The sequence below is a fragment of the Pseudomonas fluorescens genome, assembly GCF_902497895.1.
In the GTDB taxonomy this organism is placed as follows: domain Bacteria; phylum Pseudomonadota; class Gammaproteobacteria; order Pseudomonadales; family Pseudomonadaceae; genus Aquipseudomonas; species Aquipseudomonas fluorescens_BP.
In genome coordinates, this window is sequence record NZ_CABVHQ010000013.1 from 1 (window position 1) to 19,912 (window position 19,912).

General features: G+C 57.8%; 16 protein-coding genes and 3 pseudogenes. 14 read left to right on the forward strand and 5 right to left on the reverse strand.

The window, feature by feature from the left end; translation table 11 throughout:
• Positions 1 to 158: 158 nt before the first annotated feature.
• Positions 159 to 770, reverse strand: a complete 612-nt coding sequence (locus F8N21_RS08915) for an FMN-dependent NADH-azoreductase (protein ID WP_150641774.1) — start codon at positions 768 to 770, stop codon at positions 159 to 161.
• 130 nt (positions 771 to 900) lie between these two features.
• Here F8N21_RS08915 and F8N21_RS08920 point away from each other — a divergent pair, with 130 nt between their 5' ends.
• Positions 901 to 1,809 carry a LysR substrate-binding domain-containing protein gene (locus F8N21_RS08920; protein ID WP_150641775.1) on the forward strand — a complete coding sequence of 303 codons (909 nt, stop codon included), beginning with the start codon at positions 901 to 903 and terminating at the stop codon, positions 1,807 to 1,809.
• Positions 1,806 to 2,165: an MmcQ/YjbR family DNA-binding protein gene (locus F8N21_RS08925; RefSeq protein ID WP_150641776.1), complete on the forward strand. Its 360-nt coding sequence runs from the start codon at positions 1,806 to 1,808 to the stop codon at positions 2,163 to 2,165. Before F8N21_RS08920 ends, F8N21_RS08925 begins: the two co-directional genes overlap by 4 nt.
• Here F8N21_RS08925 and F8N21_RS08930 read toward each other — a convergent pair.
• Complete coding sequence (locus F8N21_RS08930) at positions 2,162 to 2,587, reverse strand: DUF1294 domain-containing protein (RefSeq protein WP_412071625.1); 426 nt, start codon at positions 2,585 to 2,587, stop codon at positions 2,162 to 2,164. The two genes, F8N21_RS08925 and F8N21_RS08930, sit on opposite strands and share 4 nt — an antisense overlap.
• Entirely contained in the window at positions 2,587 to 3,417 is an 831-nt protein-coding gene (locus F8N21_RS08935) for an undecaprenyl-diphosphate phosphatase (protein ID WP_150641778.1), read from the reverse strand. Before F8N21_RS08935 ends, F8N21_RS08930 begins: the two co-directional genes overlap by 1 nt.
• Before the next feature lie 383 nt (positions 3,418 to 3,800).
• Between F8N21_RS08935 and F8N21_RS31435 the strand changes: the two are divergent.
• From F8N21_RS31435 to F8N21_RS08985, 11 genes and pseudogenes are all read left to right on the forward strand, one after another.
• Positions 3,801 to 4,490 (forward strand): annotated as a pseudogene (locus F8N21_RS31435) (cache domain-containing protein); the annotation flags it as partial.
• Positions 4,491 to 4,760: 270 nt separating this feature from the next.
• Positions 4,761 to 5,345, forward strand: a pseudogene (locus F8N21_RS31440) (methyl-accepting chemotaxis protein); the annotation flags it as partial.
• A 219-nt stretch (positions 5,346 to 5,564) separates the two neighbouring features.
• Positions 5,565 to 5,735 (forward strand): annotated as a pseudogene (locus F8N21_RS08945) (LysR family transcriptional regulator); the annotation flags it as partial.
• A 135-nt stretch (positions 5,736 to 5,870) separates the two neighbouring features.
• The gene (gene pnuC, locus F8N21_RS08950; protein ID WP_150641780.1) at positions 5,871 to 6,434 is read left to right on the forward strand and encodes a nicotinamide riboside transporter PnuC; all 564 of its coding nucleotides are present in this window, start codon (positions 5,871 to 5,873) and stop codon (positions 6,432 to 6,434) included.
• On the forward strand, positions 6,431 to 6,955 hold the full coding sequence (locus tag F8N21_RS08955) for an AAA family ATPase (RefSeq protein ID WP_150641781.1): 525 nt from the start codon (positions 6,431 to 6,433) through the stop codon (positions 6,953 to 6,955). Before pnuC ends, F8N21_RS08955 begins: the two co-directional genes overlap by 4 nt.
• A gap of 331 nt (positions 6,956 to 7,286) precedes the next feature.
• Positions 7,287 to 7,724: a hypothetical protein gene (locus tag F8N21_RS08960; RefSeq protein WP_150641782.1), complete on the forward strand. Its 438-nt coding sequence runs from the start codon at positions 7,287 to 7,289 to the stop codon at positions 7,722 to 7,724.
• A 1-nt stretch (position 7,725) separates the two neighbouring features.
• On the forward strand, positions 7,726 to 8,298 hold the full coding sequence (locus F8N21_RS08965) for an adhesin (protein WP_150641783.1): 573 nt from the start codon (positions 7,726 to 7,728) through the stop codon (positions 8,296 to 8,298).
• A gap of 52 nt (positions 8,299 to 8,350) precedes the next feature.
• A complete protein-coding gene (locus F8N21_RS08970; protein ID WP_150641784.1) occupies positions 8,351 to 9,655 on the forward strand; it encodes a heme utilization protein in 1,305 nt (434 codons plus the stop codon).
• A gap of 62 nt (positions 9,656 to 9,717) precedes the next feature.
• Complete coding sequence (locus F8N21_RS08975) at positions 9,718 to 10,398, forward strand: C39 family peptidase (protein WP_150641785.1); 681 nt, start codon at positions 9,718 to 9,720, stop codon at positions 10,396 to 10,398.
• A gap of 33 nt (positions 10,399 to 10,431) precedes the next feature.
• Positions 10,432 to 11,178 (forward strand): hypothetical protein, encoded by a 747-nt coding sequence (locus tag F8N21_RS08980; RefSeq protein ID WP_150641786.1) that lies wholly within the window; start codon positions 10,432 to 10,434, stop codon positions 11,176 to 11,178.
• 46 nt (positions 11,179 to 11,224) lie between these two features.
• Positions 11,225 to 12,505, forward strand: a complete 1,281-nt coding sequence (locus F8N21_RS08985) for a transporter (protein WP_150641787.1) — start codon at positions 11,225 to 11,227, stop codon at positions 12,503 to 12,505.
• Positions 12,506 to 12,574: 69 nt separating this feature from the next.
• On the opposite strand, the gene F8N21_RS08990 is transcribed toward F8N21_RS08985, so the two are convergent.
• A complete protein-coding gene (locus F8N21_RS08990; RefSeq protein ID WP_150641788.1) occupies positions 12,575 to 13,900 on the reverse strand; it encodes a sigma-54 dependent transcriptional regulator in 1,326 nt (441 codons plus the stop codon).
• Between the two features lie 354 nt (positions 13,901 to 14,254).
• On the opposite strand from F8N21_RS08990, the gene F8N21_RS08995 reads away from it, so the two are divergent.
• On the forward strand, positions 14,255 to 14,524 hold the full coding sequence (locus F8N21_RS08995) for a hypothetical protein (RefSeq protein ID WP_150641789.1): 270 nt from the start codon (positions 14,255 to 14,257) through the stop codon (positions 14,522 to 14,524).
• A 61-nt stretch (positions 14,525 to 14,585) separates the two neighbouring features.
• On the opposite strand, the gene F8N21_RS09000 is transcribed toward F8N21_RS08995, so the two are convergent.
• Positions 14,586 to 19,763, reverse strand: coding sequence for a dermonecrotic toxin domain-containing protein (locus F8N21_RS09000; RefSeq protein WP_150641790.1), 5,178 nt, complete (start codon positions 19,761 to 19,763; stop codon positions 14,586 to 14,588).
• Between the last annotated feature and the right edge of the window lie 149 nt (positions 19,764 to 19,912).

The following is a 19,912-nucleotide window of genomic DNA, read 5'->3' on the forward strand; positions in this document are numbered from 1 at the left end:
CATCGCGAGCAAGCTCGCTCCCACAATTAAAAGCCAGCTCGCATAACCCGGGCCAGGTACGCCAGAAACAAAAAACTCCGTACCCTGACCATCCTTCGATGAGCAGAATACAGAGTTTAGTGCTTGTTACTGGCGCTGATTACGCCTTTACACAAGCCTTACGCGGCAGCGAACAACTGTTCGCTGATCTGCGCCCGGGCATCGCTCATGGCTTTGACCCGAACTTCGTCACCATAGGCCAGGCCATGGGCACGGACGAACTCGATGTCGGTGATGCCCATGAAGCCGAGCATGACCTTCAAATACTCTTCGTGGCCGACGCCAGTGGCCTGACCGACATGCAAACCGCCGGAAGTCGAGACCACCACGACTTTCTTGTTACCGCACAGGCCTTCAGGGCCGGCTTCGGTGTAACGGAAGGTCTGGCCGGCGACGGCGATGCGGTCGATCCAGGCTTTCAGTTGAGTCGGGATGGTGAAGTTGTACATCGGCGCGGCGATGACCACGGCGTCCGCGGCCAGGAATTCGGCCAGGGCCTGCGCGCTCAGCTCGGCTTCGTGCTGTTGCGCGGCATCGCGCAGTTCAGCGGTAGTGCCGGCGGCAATCAGGGTGTTGGCGGAAAAATGACTGATGGCATCGCTCGCCAGATCGCGGTACGTCACCACGGCTTGGGGCTCTGCGGCCTGCCAGGCTTCAACGACGCTGCGGCTGAGCTGACGGGAAGCCGAGTTGTCGCCCAGGATGCTCGAATCGATATGCAGAAGTTTCATGTGAGATCTCCAAGTGAGGATCGCCACTGGGCGATCAAAGTGAGGACAATCCTACAGATGAAAGCAATGGCTGATTAGACGGCATAAATGCGATAGTTCGTCTCACTGATAGAACAGTCGAGTATTGACCATGCAAGACCTTAATGATCTCTACTATTTCGCCAAGGTCGTCGAAGCCGGTGGCTTCGCGGCCGCCGGGCGTTTGCTGGGCATTCCGAAGTCGCGCCTGTCGCGACGGGTTGCCGAGCTCGAGGAGCGGCTCAACGCGCGCCTGCTGCAGCGAACCACCCGGCAATTGAAGCTGACCGCGGTCGGTGAACGTTACCTGCGGCACTGCCAGGCGATGTTGCTGGAGGCGGAAATGGCCGACGAAGCAGTCGCCAGCATGTCCAGTGAACCCCGCGGGCGACTGCGGGTGTCTTGCCCGGTGGGTCTGGCCCACGGGTTGCTGGCCTCGGTGATCAGCTCATTTCTGGAGAAATTCCCTCAGGTGCAGCTTGAAGCGCTGCTGCTCAATCGCCGCGTCGACCTGGTAACCGAAGGGGTCGACGTCGCCTTGCGCGTGCGCGAACTCGGTGATGAAGACCCGCTGCTGGTCACCCGGCGCCTGCGCCAGGCCCAGACCGTGATGCTGGCCAGCCCGGCGTTCCTGCGCGAACGGGAAATCAACAGCCCCGAAGATTTGAAAAATGTCCCGGTGCTGGGGGCCCTGGAGGCTGATCGCCTGGTGCATTTGCGCATGCTCGATGAGCACGGAACAGTCTCTGATCTGACCCTTGAAGCTCGCCTGGGGATTGATGATTTCAATGTGCGCAAAACCTGCGCCCTGGCCGGTCTGGGTTTTACCATCCTGCCGATGATGTATTGCGAGGAGGAGCTGGAAAACGGCCAACTGGTCCAGCTATTGCCCCAGTGGTCGCTGCCTGGCGGCTGGCTGCAAGCGGTTTACCCTCATCGGCGCGGGGTGCTGCCGGCGGTGCGCGCCTGGATTGATCATTTGGCTGAATCATTCAAAAGCTGCGGAGATCGACTGCTATGAAAGCCAGGCCCATGACTGAAGAAGACGTGGCGAACTTCTGCCTGGCGCTCCCCGGCGCCAGGGAAGACTACAAATGGGGCGGTGTGCGAGTGTTCTCGATTGCCGGGAACAAGATGTTCGCCCTGCAAAACCTGCGCGGCGAGTCGCTGGCATTCAAGGTCGACAAGGATCTGTTTCTCGGTCATGTCGACCGCCCCGGCATCCACCCCGCGCCCTACCTGGCCAGGGCGCAGTGGATCATTATGGAAACGCCCTACCCGCTGGCTGCCGAAGAGCTACAAGGCTTGCTGCAACGCTCCCACCAATTGGTGGTCAGCAAATTGCCCAAACGCGTGCAGGTCGGTTTGCTGCTCTAGAACAAGGAAAACAGCGTGGCGCCGAGGAACAACTGATCGATCCAGAACACCTGGTGCACCAGGACGATCGCCCAGAACAACAGTTGATAGGACAGCTTGCGGGTTTTGTGCCGAAACAGTTGCTGGGCCAACAACGCGCCCGGCCAGCCGCCGGCCAGTTCCACGGCATGCAGGACGTTCTCGGGCGTGCGCCAACTGTCGGCACGGGCCTTGCGCTTGTCGTGCCAGTACAGGAAGAACGCCAGCAGGCTGACGACACCGTAGGCCGCCAGGGGAATACTGGAAATCCCCCGCAGCCACAACATCGCCGAGCCGAAAGCTGGCAAGGCGCACAACGCCAGAAAAACCAGGCCTTTGAAACGCGGATGCGCAATAGCAGCCCCGGGCGGTGGCCCGGAGTTGCCGCGCGGCCGAGGCTCGATCACGCTTTGGCCGCCGCCCAGTCGACCCAACCGAACTGCCAGGTCGCCAGGATCAGCAGGCCAAAGGCGATCCGATACCAGGCAAATACCGCATAGCTGTGGCTGGCGATAAACCGCAACAGCCCCCGGACCGAAAGCATGGCGAAGATGAATGCGGTGACGAAACCAATGGCGAAGACCGGGAAGTCCTCCGGTTTGAACAGGTCGCGGTATTTATAGCCGGAGTACACCGCGGCCCCGACCATGGTCGGCATCGCCAGGAAAAATGAAAACTCCGTCGCGGTTTTACGCGAAAGGCCAAACAGCAAGCCGCCAATGATGGTCGAACCGGAGCGCGAAGTGCCGGGAATCATCGCCAGGCACTGGGCGAAGCCGACTTTCAGGGCATCTTTCCAGGTCATTTCGTCGACGCTGTGGGCATGCACTTCATGTTCGCGACGCTCGGCCCAGAGCATGACTACCCCACCCACTACCAGCGCGCTGGCTACGGTAATCGGGTTGAACAGGTACTCGTGAATCAGGTCGGCAAAGATCACCCCCAACACCACGGCCGGCAAGAACGCGATCAGCAGATTGACGGTGAAGCGCTGGGCATTGGGTTGTGTCGGCAAGCCGACGACCACATCGAAGATTTTCCGGCGAAATTCCCAGACCACCGCCAGAATCGCCCCGAGCTGGATAATGATGTTGAAGGCCATGGCCCGCTCGCCATCAAAATGCAGCAAATCCGCGACAATGATCTGGTGTCCAGTACTGGAAATCGGCAGAAACTCGGTCAGCCCCTCTACAACCCCTAAAATAAATGCCTGAACGGCCGTCCAAAGATCCATCAATCCCCCATGAAGCGATGCCTGCGGGCATGCCTCGTTAATATTTTTCCGTAGCCTTGACTGCGGTAGCGTAGTTGAGTTCCAGCGCGCTCTGAATCAACCAAAACCAATAAAAAACCCGTGAAAAATCAAGCCAGGCTCAGGTTTTCCCGCGCGCGGCCGAAATCCTATCAGACATCCCCGATTAACGCTGTCGCGTTAGTAGACTTGGGTCGGATTGGCTCACCGCATAAAGGGTGTTTCGATGCTGGCAGGTAGTTAATTAGAAGAACAAGAATCTGGAGTAACAGGTTATGAATAGCTTGCGCAGTTTGTCGATCAGCCGTCGGTTGTGGCTCATCCTGATAGTGGCTGTGCTGATGCTGACGACCTTGGGCCTATTGATGCTCAAGCAGATTCACGATGGCCTCTATCAAGCCAAGTCCGAGAAAACCCAGCATGTGGTGCAGACCGCCAATGGGGTGCTGGAGTATTACCACAGCCTCGAAACCGCTGGTACCTTGAGCCGTGACGCCGCGCAGAAACAAGCATTGAGTGCAATCCGCGGTCTGCGTTATGACCAGAAAGAGTATTTCTGGGTCAACGATCTGAAGCCCGTGATGCTGATGCACCCGAGCAACCCGAAACTTGAAGGTCAGGACCTCTCCGCCATCAAGGATCCCGATGGTTTTGCGCTGTTCAACGAGATGGTGTCCATCGCCAAGTCCAAAGGCGCCGGGATCATCGACTATCGTTGGCCAAAACCGGGTGCCACGGACCCGGTGCAAAAAACTTCCTACGTGAAACTGTTCGAGCCCTGGGGCTGGGTCATCGGTTCCGGCGTGTACATCGATGACATGCAGGCCCAGTTCTATGGTCAGGTGTGGAAGGCCTCATTCATCGGACTGGCCATTGCGCTGATCATGACGCTGCTGGTGACCTTGATCGTCCGCAGTATCGTGCGGCCGCTGCAAGATGCGGTGCAGGCCATGGCCAATATCGCCAGCGGCGAAAGCGACCTGACCCGCAGCCTCGATACCCACGGGCACGACGAAGTCACCCAATTGGCCCATCACTTCAACGGTTTTACCGCCAAGTTGCGCGAGGTCATTTGCCAGTTGCAGGTCTGCGCCAGCGCCCTGGGTCAGTCCTCGGCCGATCTGGGCAGCAACGCGGCGCAGGCACAAGAGCGCAGCCAGCAACAATCCCAGCAAATGGAGCTGGTGGCCACGGCCATCAACGAAGTGACCTATGGGGTCCAGGACGTAGCGAAAAACGCCGAACATGCGGCCAGCGAAATGCGCGACGCTGAAGCCCAGGCCCGACAAGGCCAGGTGAATATCGATGGCAGCCTGCAGCAGATCGATCAGCTGTCGAGCACCATCGATCAAGCCGTCGAGGTGATCCGCACGCTGGCGGCGCAAAGCAACCAGATCGGCAGCGTACTGGAGGTGATCCGTTCGATCGCCGAGCAAACCAACCTGCTGGCGCTCAACGCGGCGATTGAAGCCGCCCGCGCCGGGGAACAAGGTCGCGGTTTTGCGGTGGTCGCCGATGAAGTCCGGCTGCTTGCCCAGCGCACGCAGAAATCCACCGCCGAGATCCAGTCGATGATCGAACGCCTGCAGAGCCATTCCGAGGCGGCGGTCAAAGTGATCAGCGACAGCAGTCGCGCCTCGCAATTGACCATCGAGCAAGCCGGTCTGGCGGGGGCCAGTCTGAGTGCCATCGGCCAGGCGTTGCGCAATCTCAACGGGCTGAATGCGTCGATCGCCAGTGCCACATTGCAACAGGCCCATGTGGTCGAGGACATCAACCAGAACGTCACCCAGGCCGCGGGCCTGTCCCAGAACACGGCCCTGGCCGCCGAGCAGTCCAGTGTCGCCAGCGTACACCTGAAACAACTGAGTGAGCAGTTGAATGGGCTGCTCAAGCAGTTCCGGGTGTAACCCGCCTTGTAGGAGCGAGCAAGCCCCAATCGTAGCAGCTGCCGAAGGCTGCGTCCGGCTGCGAAGCAGTCGTAAAATCAGGCACTGCGGTATCCAGAAAAATCGAGGAAACAGGATTTGCGACTGCTTCGCAGCCGGACGCAGGCTTCGCCAGCTGCTACGGTTCGCGTAACGTCGCTCCTACACCCCAACAGCAGCGGACCTTGCCACCTCAACGTGTATGCCGCGCAATGGGTCAAGACCGGCGACATGCAACAACTGGCGCCACTGAGCCTGCAACTGATGTCGCCGTTCGATGTCATCACCCGCCGAGGCATCGCCCCGTCGCCGATTCTGCGGGTGTTCCTTGAGGACCTGGCGGCTACTGCACGCAATGAAGTACAGGGGTGAATGGATGTGCGTTCGGCCGGGATTAACGGGTGGACTCCTGCGGCTTTGGTTGCGCCTGCACCTTCATGCCTTTACCCGGTCGGGTCGTACCCGGTTACAATCCGCCCCCTCTTCGACTTCCCCCAAGGAACCCCTATGTCCGGGCTTGAACTGTTCGCCGCTACTCTCGGCGTAATCGCCGTCTGGCTGACAGTCAAACAGAACCCCTGGTGCTGGCCGATCGGCCTGGTCATGGTGTTGCTCTACAGCTGGATCTTCTTTGAGGTAAAGCTGTACTCGGACATGCTCTTGCAAGTGATCTATGCCGCGTTGCAGCTCTATGGCTGGTGGCAATGGACGCGTGCCGGCGAGGCTCATCATGGACGGCAGGTCAGTCAATTGGACACTCGATCGATACTGCTCGGTCTTGCCGTCGGCGCCATCGGCAGCCTGCTGCTGGGGGCCGCCATGGCCAACTGGACAGATGCCGCACAGCCCTGGCTGGACGCCGCATTGACCGGTTTCAGCCTGGTCGCGCAGCTGTGGATGGCCCAGAAACGCGTGCAATGCTGGCCGCTGTGGATGGCGCTCGATGTGATTTTTGTCGGGCTGTTCATCTATAAAGGCATGTACCTGACCGCGACGCTCTACGGCCTGTTTACCCTGCTGGCGATACAGGGCTGGCGAGAGTGGCGCGCCGATCCGCTGTTGCGCACATGAAGGTGCTGGTCTTGAGCGGGCCCGAGTCCAGCGGCAAGAGCTGGCTGGCCGCCGAGTTGCAAGCGCGTTTCGGCGGGTTGCTGATGGGTGAGTACGTGCGTTGCTTCATCGAGCAGAACCCCCGTGACACCTGCCTGGCCGATATCCCGGACATCGCCGGCGGCCAGTTGGCCCGGGAGGACCAGGCACGCGCGCAGTTGCCGGCCCTGCTGATTCTCGATACCCATCTGCTGAGCAATATGCTCTGGAGCCAGACCCTGTTTGGTGAGTGCCCGGCCTGGGTCGAGCAGGCCTTGTTATCCCGGCATTACGACCTGCACCTGCTACTCAGCCCGGAGACGGTCGTCTGGACTGACGACGGGCAACGCTGTCAGCCGGATTTAGCCAATCGCCAGGCATTTTTCCAGGCCAGTCGCGATTGGCTCGACCGGCACCAGCAGACTTATCAAGTGCTGCGTGGCGACTGGGAACAGCGCAGGCGCGATGCATTCGAGGCGGTCAATCGGCTGCTGGGCGCCTGACTTCAGCACGCCCGCCCGGCAATGTGTCCATTCCTGAAACACCCTCCTCCCCACAAACCCACCAAATGAAGCGGCTCAAGCCTCGCCGGGAAAAAGTGTTAATCAACTGAAACAGTCGATCTACATAGTCCATGATGAGCAATGACGGACAGATAAACGGTGCAATGCCCGGACATCTGTCTCAGCTTCGTTACAACAAGTTTTTGACTCTCGCCACAAAGAATCGCAACCCACTGTTTTAACTATAAAAATCAAAAGCGGCACACCTTCTGCTCTCTTCCTCGCAACGCTGATAAGGGCCAGCGTTCCACTTACAGAAGGAATTGCCGTCGTGGGGAAATTTGATAAGAGCGTCTATAGCCTCCTGCTGATCGGATGCGCACTGGGCTCAAGTGTCTCCCTGCCTGTACAGGCTGACAACGGCATCATTGTTATCACACGTGATGTCCAACCGCGCAACGCAACGCGTGCGCCGGTGATTCCCGACCCTGACCCCACGACCGTCAATGCCAACCCGTCCAAACATATCCTCAGGCAAACGAACGAGTTGAGCGACGGCGACTTTGCCGGCGTCGCCAGTGGTGCAGGCATCTCCCGCCTGGTCACTCAAGGCACCAACAACCTGGGCGGCAATATCACCAACCAGACCCAGCTTTCCAACCTCCCCGCTGGACGTTCGGGAAATTCGGGCAACGGTATTGCCAACATGGTCAATTCAAACATCCAGCAAGGCCTGGGTGCTCTGAAAGTCATAACGGGAGACCGTTAAGATGAATCGTACGCTGCTGATTATCGCCATGTTTTGCAGTGCATCGACCTTTGCCCAACCTCCCGTCATCAATAACGCCGAAATCGACGGTTCGGGCATGCAGTACCAGGGCAACCTCTCGGTCAACCAGGCTGCGGGCGATCAGCAGCAACAGGCCAACGCCCGGGCCATCGCCATTGGCAACAATGCCAGTGCTACCACACAGATTCGCCAACGGCTGCGTACGCGGGTCGACCCCAGGATCGATGCTCGATCCAGCATTCAAGGCGACTCCTTCAGCCACGGCAACGGCGTACTGGGCGTCAACCAGAGCACTGGCGCCAGCAACCAGCAAGCCAATGCCCTGCGGATAAGCATCAGTACACAGCCGCAAAGTATCGACGACAGCGTCCTCAGGCAACAGAACGTGGCGCTGATCACCAACTCCGATCCAACTGACTCTGCACCAGGCTATCGCCAGGTCGCTACCAGCGATCAGGCCTTCACCGGTAGCCGTGGGGTGATCCAGTTGAATCAGAGCGCCGGGGTGGGAAACCGAACGGCCAACACCCTGAGCGTACGGGTCACGGATTGACCGAAACAGGTAAGAACAACACTTAACCTAAAATAAGGTACGGAGAATCACCATGAAACCTTCAATGGCAATCAAGCCTCTGGTTTTCGCAATCGCTGCGGTCATGGCTGTTGCTGTACAAGCTGGGGAACGGCGTGACAATGGCCACCACAATGGCCATCATAACAACGGTCACCACACCCCTCCTCCAACAAAGATCAATGTCTACGCGAATGCCCATGCGTGGGATTATCAGAGCAGTACCGGCAACTTCATCCTCAACGAAGGGACTCAGAACGAAGCCGAGATGAGCAGCTCTGCCGAAGGCACCAGCGGCAACGTCGGCGTCAACGTGGCTGCAGGCAACGGCAACCAACAAGACAACGCGGCCGCCATCGCAAACGCTGGCACCACCTCCGATCTCGATAACAGCTTCGTGTTCGGCCATGCCAATGCCAGCGCTAGCGTCGATCAATACAGCAACCGTAACAAGGTCATCAACTACGCCACCACAAACTCTGCCGTGATGAGCGGATCGGCCAATAGCGGCAGCGGCAATATGGGTATCAACATTGCTGCCGGCGACCTTAACCAACAGAAAAACACCATGGCAATTGCCAACGCCAATGCCCCGCTCGGTAACGCAACAGCCACCGCCTCTGCCGATCAAACCGGTCCTGGCCTGGTAGTGATTAACAACGCCGATCGGACGTACGTCGTGGATACGCTGTCGTTTACCAAAACGGCCACCGGTAGTTTCTCTAGAGATAAGTCTTCCGAGTTGCACATTGATAAGAGCAAGTCATCGAGCTTTGAGGTGAGTGGTGCCAAGAGCTTTGATGTAAGCGGTTCCAAGAGCTTTGATGTGAGCGGCTCCAGGATCTCTGATTCGAGCTCTACCAAGACTGCGTCTTTGAGCGTTGATTTGAACGCTGAGTTGGAAGCTTCCAAGACCGTTAGTTGGGATTATGGCCGTCGCGACGGCAGCCGCACTGTGGCTGTCGACGCATCGATTGAGGCATCGCTCGACGCATCGATCGAAAAAACGCGCACAAAATCGTCCGACTCGTCGTTCGCAAAATCGTTGGATAAATCGTTCACAAAATCGTTCGACTCCTCGTTCGAAAAATCGGGCAGTAAAGCGTCCGAATCTTCGTTCGACAAATCGAAAAGCTACAGTGAGAGCAGTTCATTTGATTTGAGCAACACCTATACCTATCAAGTGCTGACTCCAACTGGCTGGGCAAACCCTGTGACCAACACGGCGACCCTGAGCGGTTCGGTTAATGGCGGCAGTGGCAACCTGGGCGTCAACGTGGCTGCCGGTGTGGGTAACCAACAAAGCAACTCGCTGTCCATTGCCAACCAATCGTTCTAATTGCTGTCTCTGAGGGCCCCCTTATGGGGGCCTTTTTCAACACAACCAGAAGGCGTCCCACCATGCGCATTATCGCCTTGGCATTTTTGCTTTGCGTGGCCAGTGTGAGCGAGGCTGCACAACTGCCGCTTTCCGTCCTGCCGGGCGGCGCGTTGGTGTATAAGCCGATCCAGAGCGTACGCGAGCGTAAATTTGCCGACCTGGTGCCACAGAAAACCGACTTCAGTTGCGGCGCAGCTGCGCTGGCGACCATATTGCGCCAGGCCTATTGGCTGGACGTGAATGAAGAACAGATCATCGAAGGCATGCTGGCACACTCCGATCAAGATCTTGTCCGCGTCCAGGGCTTCTCCATGCTCGACATGAAGCGCTACGTGGAAAGTATCGGCATGCGCGCCCGTGGCTACCGGGTAGCGCAGGAAACGTTGAGCGAAATCAGAATTCCGGTTGTGGTACTCCTGGATATCCGTGGCTACAAACATTTTGTGGTCATGCAAAGAGTCCATAACGGCTGGGTATATATCGGAGATCCGGTACTCGGTCATAAACGTTACAAAGTCGACGACTTTGTCAAAGGCTGGAACGGCATCGTCTTTGCCGTCATCGGCCAGGGGTACGACAAAACCAATGCGTTGCTCGCCCCCCCCCTGCCACTGACCGCCAAGAACCGCATCAACACCTTCACCCCGGTGCAAGACGCAGAGTTGATGGATTTCGGATTCATCCAAAGCGACTTCTTCTAATAACAAGGGAGCACGACGCTCCGGGAGTATCCAATGAAGACTCCAATCTGGCTGGCCGTGGTTTGCCTGGCCGCCAGCCTGCCGACTCAGGCACAGACGTTCAAACCCATTGAACTGAAGGATCAGGAATTGGCGACCCTGCGAGGTCGCTATGTCATGCCGGGACGGATCATCAGTTTCGGCATTGTCATGACCAGCGCTTGGCAAAATGCCAACGGTGACGTGATCGGGGCAACTTCCTCGATGCAAATTCAACAATCGACCATCAAGCCACAGTTCTATGTGTCGATGATCGACGAAAAAGGTAATGGCTCAGCGCGTCCGCAAGGCACCGGCACCGGTACCGTCACTGGCGGCAGCGGCCTCAACAGCACCGAAGGCGTCACTCAAGTCGTGCGTGCTGCCGGCGACCATAACACTGCCTACAACAACGTTGATATCAACGTCACAAAGGCTAGCCAAGCGCCAGCAACGCAACAGCAGGGCCAGGCATTGGCCGCAGGCTCGACGTTGGTCGGCGCCAATGGCGCGGGCTCGCTGAGCGTTTCCTCGACCGGTACTGGTGTGCAACTCAACATCGTGGCCAACAACAACCAGGGCAGCACTGAACAACGCCTGGCCCAGGGTGGGCTGATGCAGAACACGACGTTGCTCGGCGGTGGCAACCAGGTCCGCAACCTCACGTCCCTCAATGTCGTGCTGCGTGACAACGTGCCGACAGCCGGGTCGCTGAACGGCAACCTGGACCAGCTCAAAGGTCTTCGCACTATCGGATTCTGATCTACGCTCAGTCTCATCAGATGTACTCAGAAGGGACGGCTAACCCATGCACCGATCGTTAACGTTCAGAGTTATCGTTTGTTTGAGTAGCCTGGCCCCGGCCACACTGCTATACGCAGCACCGGACCCCCAGGTCGAAATACTAAAACAAGAACTCATGGAGTTGAAAAAGCGTTACGAAGCACAACAGAACGCGCTGATGGTACTCGAGCAACGCGTTCGCCAAGTCGAAGAAACACCTGCGACACCTGCTCCCAAACGCCTGACCAAATCCCCCGCCGAAACGTCCAGGGGTGGCCAGACAGTGGCCGCCGGTGCGCCGGGAACCACAGGCAGTTCATACGGCCAATCGCTCAAGGATGATTCGGAGCCTGCGCAAAGCGTTTCCAACCTGTATGACGAAGCCAGCGGCTTCTTCGGTGGCGGCAAGTTCAGCCTTGAAACCGGCCTGACCTACACGCACTACGATACCCGTGCATTGACACTCAACGGCTTCCTGGCACTGGACTCGATTTTCCTCGGTAACATCAACCTCGACCGTATCAAGGCCGACAACTGGACCCTGGACCTGACCGCCCGCTACAACACGGGACAACGCTGGCAGTTCGACATTAACGTCCCCGTGGTTTATCGCGAATCAACGTACTCCTCCGGTGGCGCCGGTGGCGCTGGCCCGGTGACGTCGGACGCAACCGTTACCCGCGACCCGACCATCGGCGATGTGAACGTTGGCGTTGCTTACAAGTTTCTGGATGAGTCGGCCAACCTGCCCGACGCGGTCGTTACACTGCGCGTCAAGGCGCCGACCGGTGATGACCCTTACGGCATCAAGCTGGTCAATGACCCGAGCAACGATAACCTCTCGGTACCCGACGACTTGCCTACCGGCAATGGTGTCTGGTCGATCACCCCGGGTATCTCGCTGGTCAAGACCTTCGACCCGGCCGTGCTGTTCGGCAGCCTGGCCTACACCTACAACATGGAAGACTCTTTCAGCGACATCAGCCCTCAGATCAACTCCAAGGTGCCCGGGGACGTGAAACTGGGCGATTCCTGGCAGATCGGCGCCGGTATTGCATTCGCCTTGAACGAGAAGATGAGTATGTCGTTCTCGTTCACCGATCAGTTCGCCCGCAAGAGCAAGATCAAGCCGGACGGTGGCGATTGGCAATCGATTTCCAACAGCGATTACAACTCGGCCAACTTCAACATCGGCATGACCCTGGCAGCAACCGATAACCTGACGATCGTTCCCAACCTGGCCATCGGCCTGACCGACGACTCGCCAGACTTTTCCTTCAGCCTGAAATTCCCGTACTACTTTTGACCGGCTCCACCCAATGGAAAAGGCCCGCTGCGATGCAAATCGCAGCGGGCCTCTTCGTTTCGCCCCGCCCTAACGGATCTGATGTTTGTGCAGCAACCGATAAAAAGTCGGCCGCGAGACGCCTAATACCCTGGCGGCAACGCTCAGGTTATCGCTGTGGCGATTCAGTACGTCGCACAGTGCCTGGCGTTCGGCACGGTGCTTGTAGTCTTCAAGGGTGCCCATGGGCGCCGCGATGGCGTGTTGACTGAGCAAGCCCAGATCCCGCGCCTCGATCTGCCGCCCTTCGGCCAGCACCAGCCCGCGGCGAACCCGATTGGCCAGTTCGCGTACATTGCCCGGCCAATCATGTTTACCCATGGCCACCAGTGCGTCCTCACTGAAACTGCGCGGACGTCGACCGGTTTCCTGGCTGTAGAAGTGGGAAAAGTGGTTGGCCAGCATCGACAGGTCGCCATGGCGTTCACGCAGTGGCGCAGTGACGACTTGCAATACGTTCAAGCGGTAATACAAATCTTCGCGGAAGCGTTTTTTCTCGATGGCCGCTTCCAGATCGACGTGGGTCGCCGCCAATACCCGTACATCGACTGGTATCGGCTGGCTGCCACCGACCCGTTCGATGTGTTTTTCCTGCAGAAACCGCAACAGGTTGGCTTGCAGCTCCAACGGCAGGTCACCGATTTCGTCGAGGAACAGCGTGCCACCGTGAGCCGCTTCGATACGCCCGACCTTGCGCTGGTGAGCGCCAGTGAAAGCGCCCTTTTCATGGCCAAAGAGTTCGGACTGAATCAAGTGTTCGGGGATCGCACCGCAGTTGATCGCCACGAACGGCTTGCTGTGGCGTTGCGATTGCCGGTGCAGGGTCCTTGCCACCAACTCCTTGCCGGTGCCGCTCTCGCCGCGAATCAACACCGGCGATTCGGTAGGTGCCAGTTTGCTCAAGAGCTTGCGCAATTCGCGAATCAGCCGGCTATCGCCGAGCAACTCATGTTCCGGCTGGTCGACGTGAATCGAGCCTTGTCCACGCAATCGCGCCATGCCGAAGGCCCGCCCCAGAGTCACCTGGACCCGGGAGACGTCGAACGGCAAGGTGTGAAAATCAAAAAACCATTCGCAAACAAAATCGCCCACATTCTGTAATCGCAGAACGTCCGGGCTCAGCACAGCGATCCACTCCGTGCCGCTGTGGCTGATCAACTCCTTGACCGCCTCCGGTCGCTCCAGATGAAACGGCTGCAGACGCAGCAGACCGACATCGCAAGGATGGTCGGCGGCAGACTCCAGGGTGCAGCTGTCGACGTCCCAGCCGACCGTGCGTAAACCGGGCAGCAGTCGGTGACAATCGTCACAGGGATCGACCACTAGCAATCTTCGTAGGGCAGGCGGTTGGATCATGACTGTTCCTTGGCGCCAAATATAAGAAATGTTATTAGAAACAATCATTTGACAGACCTGGATGTAACATTAGCAAGAACTTGACACGACCTTGTACCGATTGATTATAGGGCTAATACCTAACGACCCTGACTTCGTTATAAGAAGTAACTTTGTTAGTTCCCTAACGAACTAAAAGCGCTCATCCAGCCTTCAAAAACCTTCATATGGATAGGCAGTGAAAAAAGTTAAAAATATTCTGTTTTTGCGTGTGACCTAAGTGACCGGCGAGTCATCAATACAAGTAACCAGCCGGACGGTAGGAAGCCCACGGACGGCACATCATTTGTTTGGGCCTCGAGAGAAAAAACAACCATGAACGCCCCGCTCCGTTGCAACGAAGCACTTTTGATTGCCGGCCACGCCTTCAAGCCACTTCAATGCGTCGCCTGGGCTCCGCAAGACGGTACCGGCGAGCTCAGCCTGACCGTCATCGACCGGACCTGCACCCCCATTATTGGTCACAAACAGATTCCTAGCAGTGCCTATACCGATCCAGCGCAACTGAAACATTTGCTGGAACAAGCCCGCGCCGAGTTGAGCGAGGAAGGCTATGAACTGCAATCCTGGAAAATGCCGCAGTAAGTGAACATTGCGGATCACCTGGCGTGATCCGCAAATCGCTTTGATGAGGGGCAAGGAGTGCCTACGCCGATACTTGCGATAGGAACTCCAACCTTCGGAAAAAAATCACCCAATCAGTCGGTACTTGCGTCTCTACCTTGTGCAAGGTGCCACCATTGGCTTTTCTGGGCTGCACCCCGGCAACCATCCTGATGATTTTATTGTTACGGTAAGCCACCGCAAGATCCCCCACCAACGGATGGTCCTTTGCCGGATACATTCCAAGTAATCGTTCTATCCAGCCGTTCGACAAAACAAGATAGTCTTTGCCATACAGTTTCATCGTCGTATACCGCGCGTGCCTTACCACTATGCAGTAAATAGTCTCACTGCCCGGGAGCCTGGCCAGCAGAGCATTGCTTGCCCCTGAACTGCTGGGACCTACCAGGCTTTCATGAACGAATCCCAGCTCCGTCAGTTTCTCTTGAACAACGGTACTTGCCCGGGCGTTTTTACCCTGTGCGGGCAGGCCCTTCCACTGTGTCCCGGTAAACCTCGCCGCTCTCCCTGCATCCAGTCTGAAATCAATGCCCTCAAGTTCTCCATAGGGAATCGGCTTGAGCTGTCTGATCGACATGTGCTTCCCCGTGACCGTAATGGCATCGAGGTTTTCCAGAAGGTTGAGCGGTGTTATCTCGATCGCCGAACCCCGGTTCCAGCTCCTTTGCGCCTGCCAGTAATTTGCCAGCTTGTTTCCGGTGATTGCGCCACTTGACGGGTCCTGACGGGCGACCAGCCAGGCCTCGATGGCTTTGCTGGTGTCTTGTGTCAGCGTCGGGAGCGCTCTATGGATCGCCTCGTGAAGGTGCTTGCCCTGCTCTAGCAAAGGATCGAGCGGAAACCATTTTTTTCCCGGGCTGGAAAAATACGCCGGCAGAGGCTGCTCGGACACTGGGCCGTCGACCCAATGGTGTAAATCCAGAATATCCCAGGCTGATAATGTTCCCGGGGATTTCACAAAAACCAGTGAGGGATCAGAGGTTAAAAGCACCTCATAATGAAACGGGCCTATTTTTATCGCCTGGAACTGACGATACCGGCCTGTAACCGTGTAAGTCTCAATCGGACCGGGGTTACGGATGAGCTGGTCGAACTCCTTGAGTCTCCAATCTGCAGGAAGAGGCTCAACCCGTAATTGCTGTTCAAAAATAGCCTCGACCAAGGCCTGATCAAGTGGTTTTGACACTGGACTCCCACCTTCGGTCGTCCTGACAACGGGCCCCCGAGAGGCAGGTGTGTTGCCTCGACTCGGCCCTGGCTGCGGCGAACCCGGTCGCTTGCGCGGCCCGCGGCCACTGCCTCCGGCCAGACCGTGAGCGGCCTGAAACTGCCACTCTGCGAACTCATCGAGCTTTACCGCTCGCTCAACCTGACGCTTGGCGGTTTTCTTCAGAACCAGAACGCCCGCTCCTCTGTAAACCTCGTGAGTACGGCCGTTCCTGGGAATCAGCTGCACGCCATTCTTCATATAGCTGCCTTGGTCGACGGGCCCGGTGAGAGCCACAGCGCCGTCCAGGGAAATCCCGGATTCATAGCCATCAAAGGAGGTCATGACATAGTGCTTCTTGCCGCGGGTTGCCTGACGCAATGCGGCTCGACCATTGGTCTTGAGAAGTTGTTGACGCTTGAGGCTGCTCAACGAGGTCTTCAATGCGCCGACTTTAGCTGCCCCCCACGAAACCGGTATGAGACTGATCAGGATTTCAAGGGATGACAGCACAACGGTTTCGACATTTTCAAGGATTTGCTCCTGGCTGCCGCCTCGATATAGACGACCGATAGCTTGAAACAACTCATGGAAACTCACGCCTGTCTGCGCCACCGGCACCAGTGCAAGCCCCATTCTGATATAGCCCCAGTTCCGGGTGGAGTCCTCCTGCTGGCGCAGAGCATCGAGATCGGTCTTGGAGCGGCCGAGCAAACCCGCCCTGTCCAGCAGCCGATAAACATAAAAATGGGCCAGTATCAGCACCAGTTCACAGAGTTCAAGTCTGACGGAGGTCAGCCAACGCTGTGGATGGTGATTCACGGTGCTGTCGATGACCTTTTGTAGCGCATTGAAGTCGATGTCGGGATCAATTTTTTTCGCCCAGGGTTTGAATCTGACCGGATCTCTGATCAAGCTCATCAGATAGTCTTCGGCAGCTTGCAGCCGGTCGTGCTCGATCAGGCATTGGCCGCTGTCGAACGTACTGATATAGAGCAAGGTCTTGCCGGTTACCTTGTCATGAATCAGCACAATAGCGTTCAGATAAGTCTGATGAATCCAGGCTCCAACGTGCGCCAGCACCGGGGCACGCAACTCAATATCAAAGTTGTTCTTCTGCAGGTCACTGGCTTCTCGGGCAGCAAGGGCCGTCTCGAACAAACCAATCGCGGCAGGCGACAGCCCTTTCAGGCGAGCCAGCAGCAACTCCAGCTCAGCCCTCTGCCGGTAAGGTCGGGTCATGAGCTGCGCCGCGACCGACTCCGTCTGGGTAGTGGCCGGGCCGGGCTTGCCGTAGCAGGTCTGAAAAATCAGTTTCTCGTACTGCCCGAGAACATCCAGGCCACTGATGGTTGTCACCAGGTAATGTCCATTCAGCTGCGCTTCCCAACGCTTATCGAGTACCCGCACCTGACCCATGCGCAACGAGTTGAGCGACTGCCGATCGATGTTCTCCAGGGCCAGTTGCAGCAGACTGTAGTCCTGCCGTGTTTTGCTGACGAGGATGTCTTCGCGCAGCCCGAGGTATAACAAAATCTTGTCGGTGAACCTGCCGGAGATCAGCGTTGCCGAGGCGTGATCGGGGATATCGAGCAGCGGCGCCTCAATGTCCAGATCCGCAAGGCCATCCTTTTCCAGCTGTTCCTTGAGCCTGTCTCGGGCGAAATCCAGCAATGTCGGCATGGTCTGCAGTTTCACCGCCAGGATGTTGCTGCTTTGAGCGTATTGAGCCAACAACGCCACATATTCCTCGTGCACCTTGGGCGCCACTTTCAACAACCACTCATGCTCTTTTTCAATCACCGACAGACTCAGGCGCGCCATGGCGATATTGTCGAACGCCTGATCCCTGGCCGCATGCTCAGGCACCCGCAGATTGCGCTCCAACGCTTGACCGACCTCTGCAAGGGCGAGTGGATCAGCTGCCACCTCGAGCAGGCTCCGCCGGTAACTGGCCAGCTGGCGGCGTACGCCGTGCTCCATTGCCGGCCCCTTGATTGCCGCTAACGACAAGGGGGCTGGCGTGGCAACCGGCAGAATGTTCAGCAGATCGCTGACGGCCTGCTGATCGGCAACACTGATATAGCTCCAGAGGTACGCACCGTACTGACCCCGCAAGGCACACCCGAGGCGAAGCTTCAACGCCGCCAATGAGTGGAATTTCTCCAGGCCTCCATTCGTTCCCGGCAGGTAGAGCAAGGACGAATGAGCAGCATCGGGGTTTCGCATGGCGCTCCAGCTGGTCACCACCAGCGCGCCGGCCAACTCGTACCCACCATCATGCGGGCCGATCGAGATACTCAGGACCTGAGTTTCACTCTGCTGCGGATCAAGCTCGGCACTGGCATGCAGCACCGTACCCAGCCGCGCGACATCGACTTCGTCCAGCTGGCCCTCCACCAGCTGGAAATCCGCCTCCTCATAGAGTGCGGCTGTTCGCCAGAAAGCTATTTCCTCCTGGCGATCGCGCCCTGTCTGCTCCAGCCGCTGCGTCCAGAATGCCGGGCTGGTCAGATTTTCCCCGAGCCCCTCCAGAACCTGCTGCGCATTCAAGCGGTTGGCTTGCAACGCTGCCTGGCGTTTGAGGCATTGGCTGAATGGCGAAGTGTCCTTTTCCGAGCCGTACTCTTCCAGCAGGACGAGCACGTTGCGTTCGTGTCGCTCGATTTTTTTCCTGCGCATAGCCACGGCCAGCTCGGGCGCCAGGCTACCGAAAGACAGATCGTCGTCAGCTCGTTCGATACCGAGGGCAATCTGTTGGCCAATGGCCAAGGAGATGGCCCGAGATACGGATGCAGTCGCAATACCCGCCCGGTAGCCCTGGAGACGGTCAGTAATCTGCAGGCCCCCCTGTTTACTGAGTGCCGGCTCAGGTTCCATGAACAACAGGAGCAGATTGTCCTCCCACGCGCTTTTGAACTCATTGCGAGCTTGCGTACGGATGCTTTGGATCATGCTGTGATTAAGGGCATGGCCGGTCACTGGCCGGTGGTCCAGTACAAACGGCAGTAGCCGTTGCTCTGTGGAAAAACCGAAAAGCAACTGCCGTCGCCGCTCAAGTGGCAGCATCTGCCAGAGCAGATGTCTTTGCGGGGAGTTCAACAAGGCCCTGACCCTGTCCTCAAGGGCACTGCGGTTCAAGGTATCAACAAAGGGTTGTTCCAGACCTGGCATGAACAGTACTTGTCGCCCCGGCTGACTGATCAACAAACATCCGCTGAACGGCACAGGTGTTTGATCCAGGCCCTTGAGACACAGCTCGAATACTTCAAGGCGCGCCAGTTCTGCACCGGCATCCCTGCGCTGGTCGGGTGTCGGCGCATCGAATACCGCCTGCACCATGCTCAGACCCTCAGCCGACAATTCGCCAATGCCGTGTGCCAGATCTGCCTGGGCCCTGAACAGTTCAGCACGCAATTGACCAGCCTGCGCCTCACGGGATAACGCCGAACCATCCGCCAGCCCTTTCCAATAAAGGTTCAAGGCCTTTTTCAGGGCACCAGCAAGGTCGACTGCAGCCACCTCAGTCAACAGTTCCTGTGCTGTGAGTCTGAATGCCTGGTTGATCGCGGGTCCCGTCACCCGTGTATCAAACCCGCTGGCGACCAGGCCTGCACGCAGGGAGTTCGCCGCTACTTGGGTCAATGTATAGACCACAGGTCTGGCGTCGGGCGGCTCTCTGAAGGTCAGCAATAGCTGATCCGGATCAACGCCCCAGGCTCCAGCCAGTTGCCCATGGACCACCGAGCGCAACCCTGGCATCCGGGTGAGAAGTGCGCGCAAGGCGTTACTGGCCAGTCTTGCACTACTGATCGCCGCTTCCAGGCGGTTCAATGCAAGATCGGGCTGACTGCCGGCTTCAAGAAAAGCCGCCAGACCGGCTGCTGTCCGGGAAGCCGCTGTCGGCTCCGGGGCAGAGGCCGGTCGGCTGGTGGAGAGATCGAGTCGCCCCGCCACAGGCGGGTCACTGGGGAGTAATACGTTGTTGTCCATCACATGCTGCCTTTCATCCCTGGAAAGAGAACAGCTAACGGCACTTATGGTTCAAGCGGGCACTACATAGTTACCTCCCGGCGCAAATTGCGATCTTTCCCGTGCCAACCGAAGCTGAAGATCAAAAGATCGCAGCCTGCGGCAGCGCC

What these genes read in the sequence shown, in the direction of transcription:
- F8N21_RS08915 (WP_150641774.1), bottom strand. Translation starts at nt 770, where the DNA reads ATGAAACTTCTGCATATCGATTCGAGCATCCTGGGCGACAACTCGGCT.
- F8N21_RS08920 (WP_150641775.1), top strand. Translation starts at nt 901, where the DNA reads ATGCAAGACCTTAATGATCTCTACTATTTCGCCAAGGTCGTCGAAGCC.
- F8N21_RS08925 (WP_150641776.1), top strand. Translation starts at nt 1,806, where the DNA reads ATGAAAGCCAGGCCCATGACTGAAGAAGACGTGGCGAACTTCTGCCTG.
- F8N21_RS08935 (WP_150641778.1), bottom strand. Translation starts at nt 3,417, where the DNA reads ATGGATCTTTGGACGGCCGTTCAGGCATTTATTTTAGGGGTTGTAGAG.
- pnuC (WP_150641780.1), top strand. Translation starts at nt 5,871, where the DNA reads ATGTCCGGGCTTGAACTGTTCGCCGCTACTCTCGGCGTAATCGCCGTC.
- F8N21_RS08955 (WP_150641781.1), top strand. Translation starts at nt 6,431, where the DNA reads ATGAAGGTGCTGGTCTTGAGCGGGCCCGAGTCCAGCGGCAAGAGCTGG.
- F8N21_RS08965 (WP_150641783.1), top strand. Translation starts at nt 7,726, where the DNA reads ATGAATCGTACGCTGCTGATTATCGCCATGTTTTGCAGTGCATCGACC.
- F8N21_RS08970 (WP_150641784.1), top strand. Translation starts at nt 8,351, where the DNA reads ATGAAACCTTCAATGGCAATCAAGCCTCTGGTTTTCGCAATCGCTGCG.
- F8N21_RS08975 (WP_150641785.1), top strand. Translation starts at nt 9,718, where the DNA reads ATGCGCATTATCGCCTTGGCATTTTTGCTTTGCGTGGCCAGTGTGAGC.
- F8N21_RS08980 (WP_150641786.1), top strand. Translation starts at nt 10,432, where the DNA reads ATGAAGACTCCAATCTGGCTGGCCGTGGTTTGCCTGGCCGCCAGCCTG.
- F8N21_RS08985 (WP_150641787.1), top strand. Translation starts at nt 11,225, where the DNA reads ATGCACCGATCGTTAACGTTCAGAGTTATCGTTTGTTTGAGTAGCCTG.
- F8N21_RS08990 (WP_150641788.1), bottom strand. Translation starts at nt 13,900, where the DNA reads ATGATCCAACCGCCTGCCCTACGAAGATTGCTAGTGGTCGATCCCTGT.
- F8N21_RS08995 (WP_150641789.1), top strand. Translation starts at nt 14,255, where the DNA reads ATGAACGCCCCGCTCCGTTGCAACGAAGCACTTTTGATTGCCGGCCAC.
- F8N21_RS09000 (WP_150641790.1), bottom strand. Translation starts at nt 19,763, where the DNA reads ATGGACAACAACGTATTACTCCCCAGTGACCCGCCTGTGGCGGGGCGA.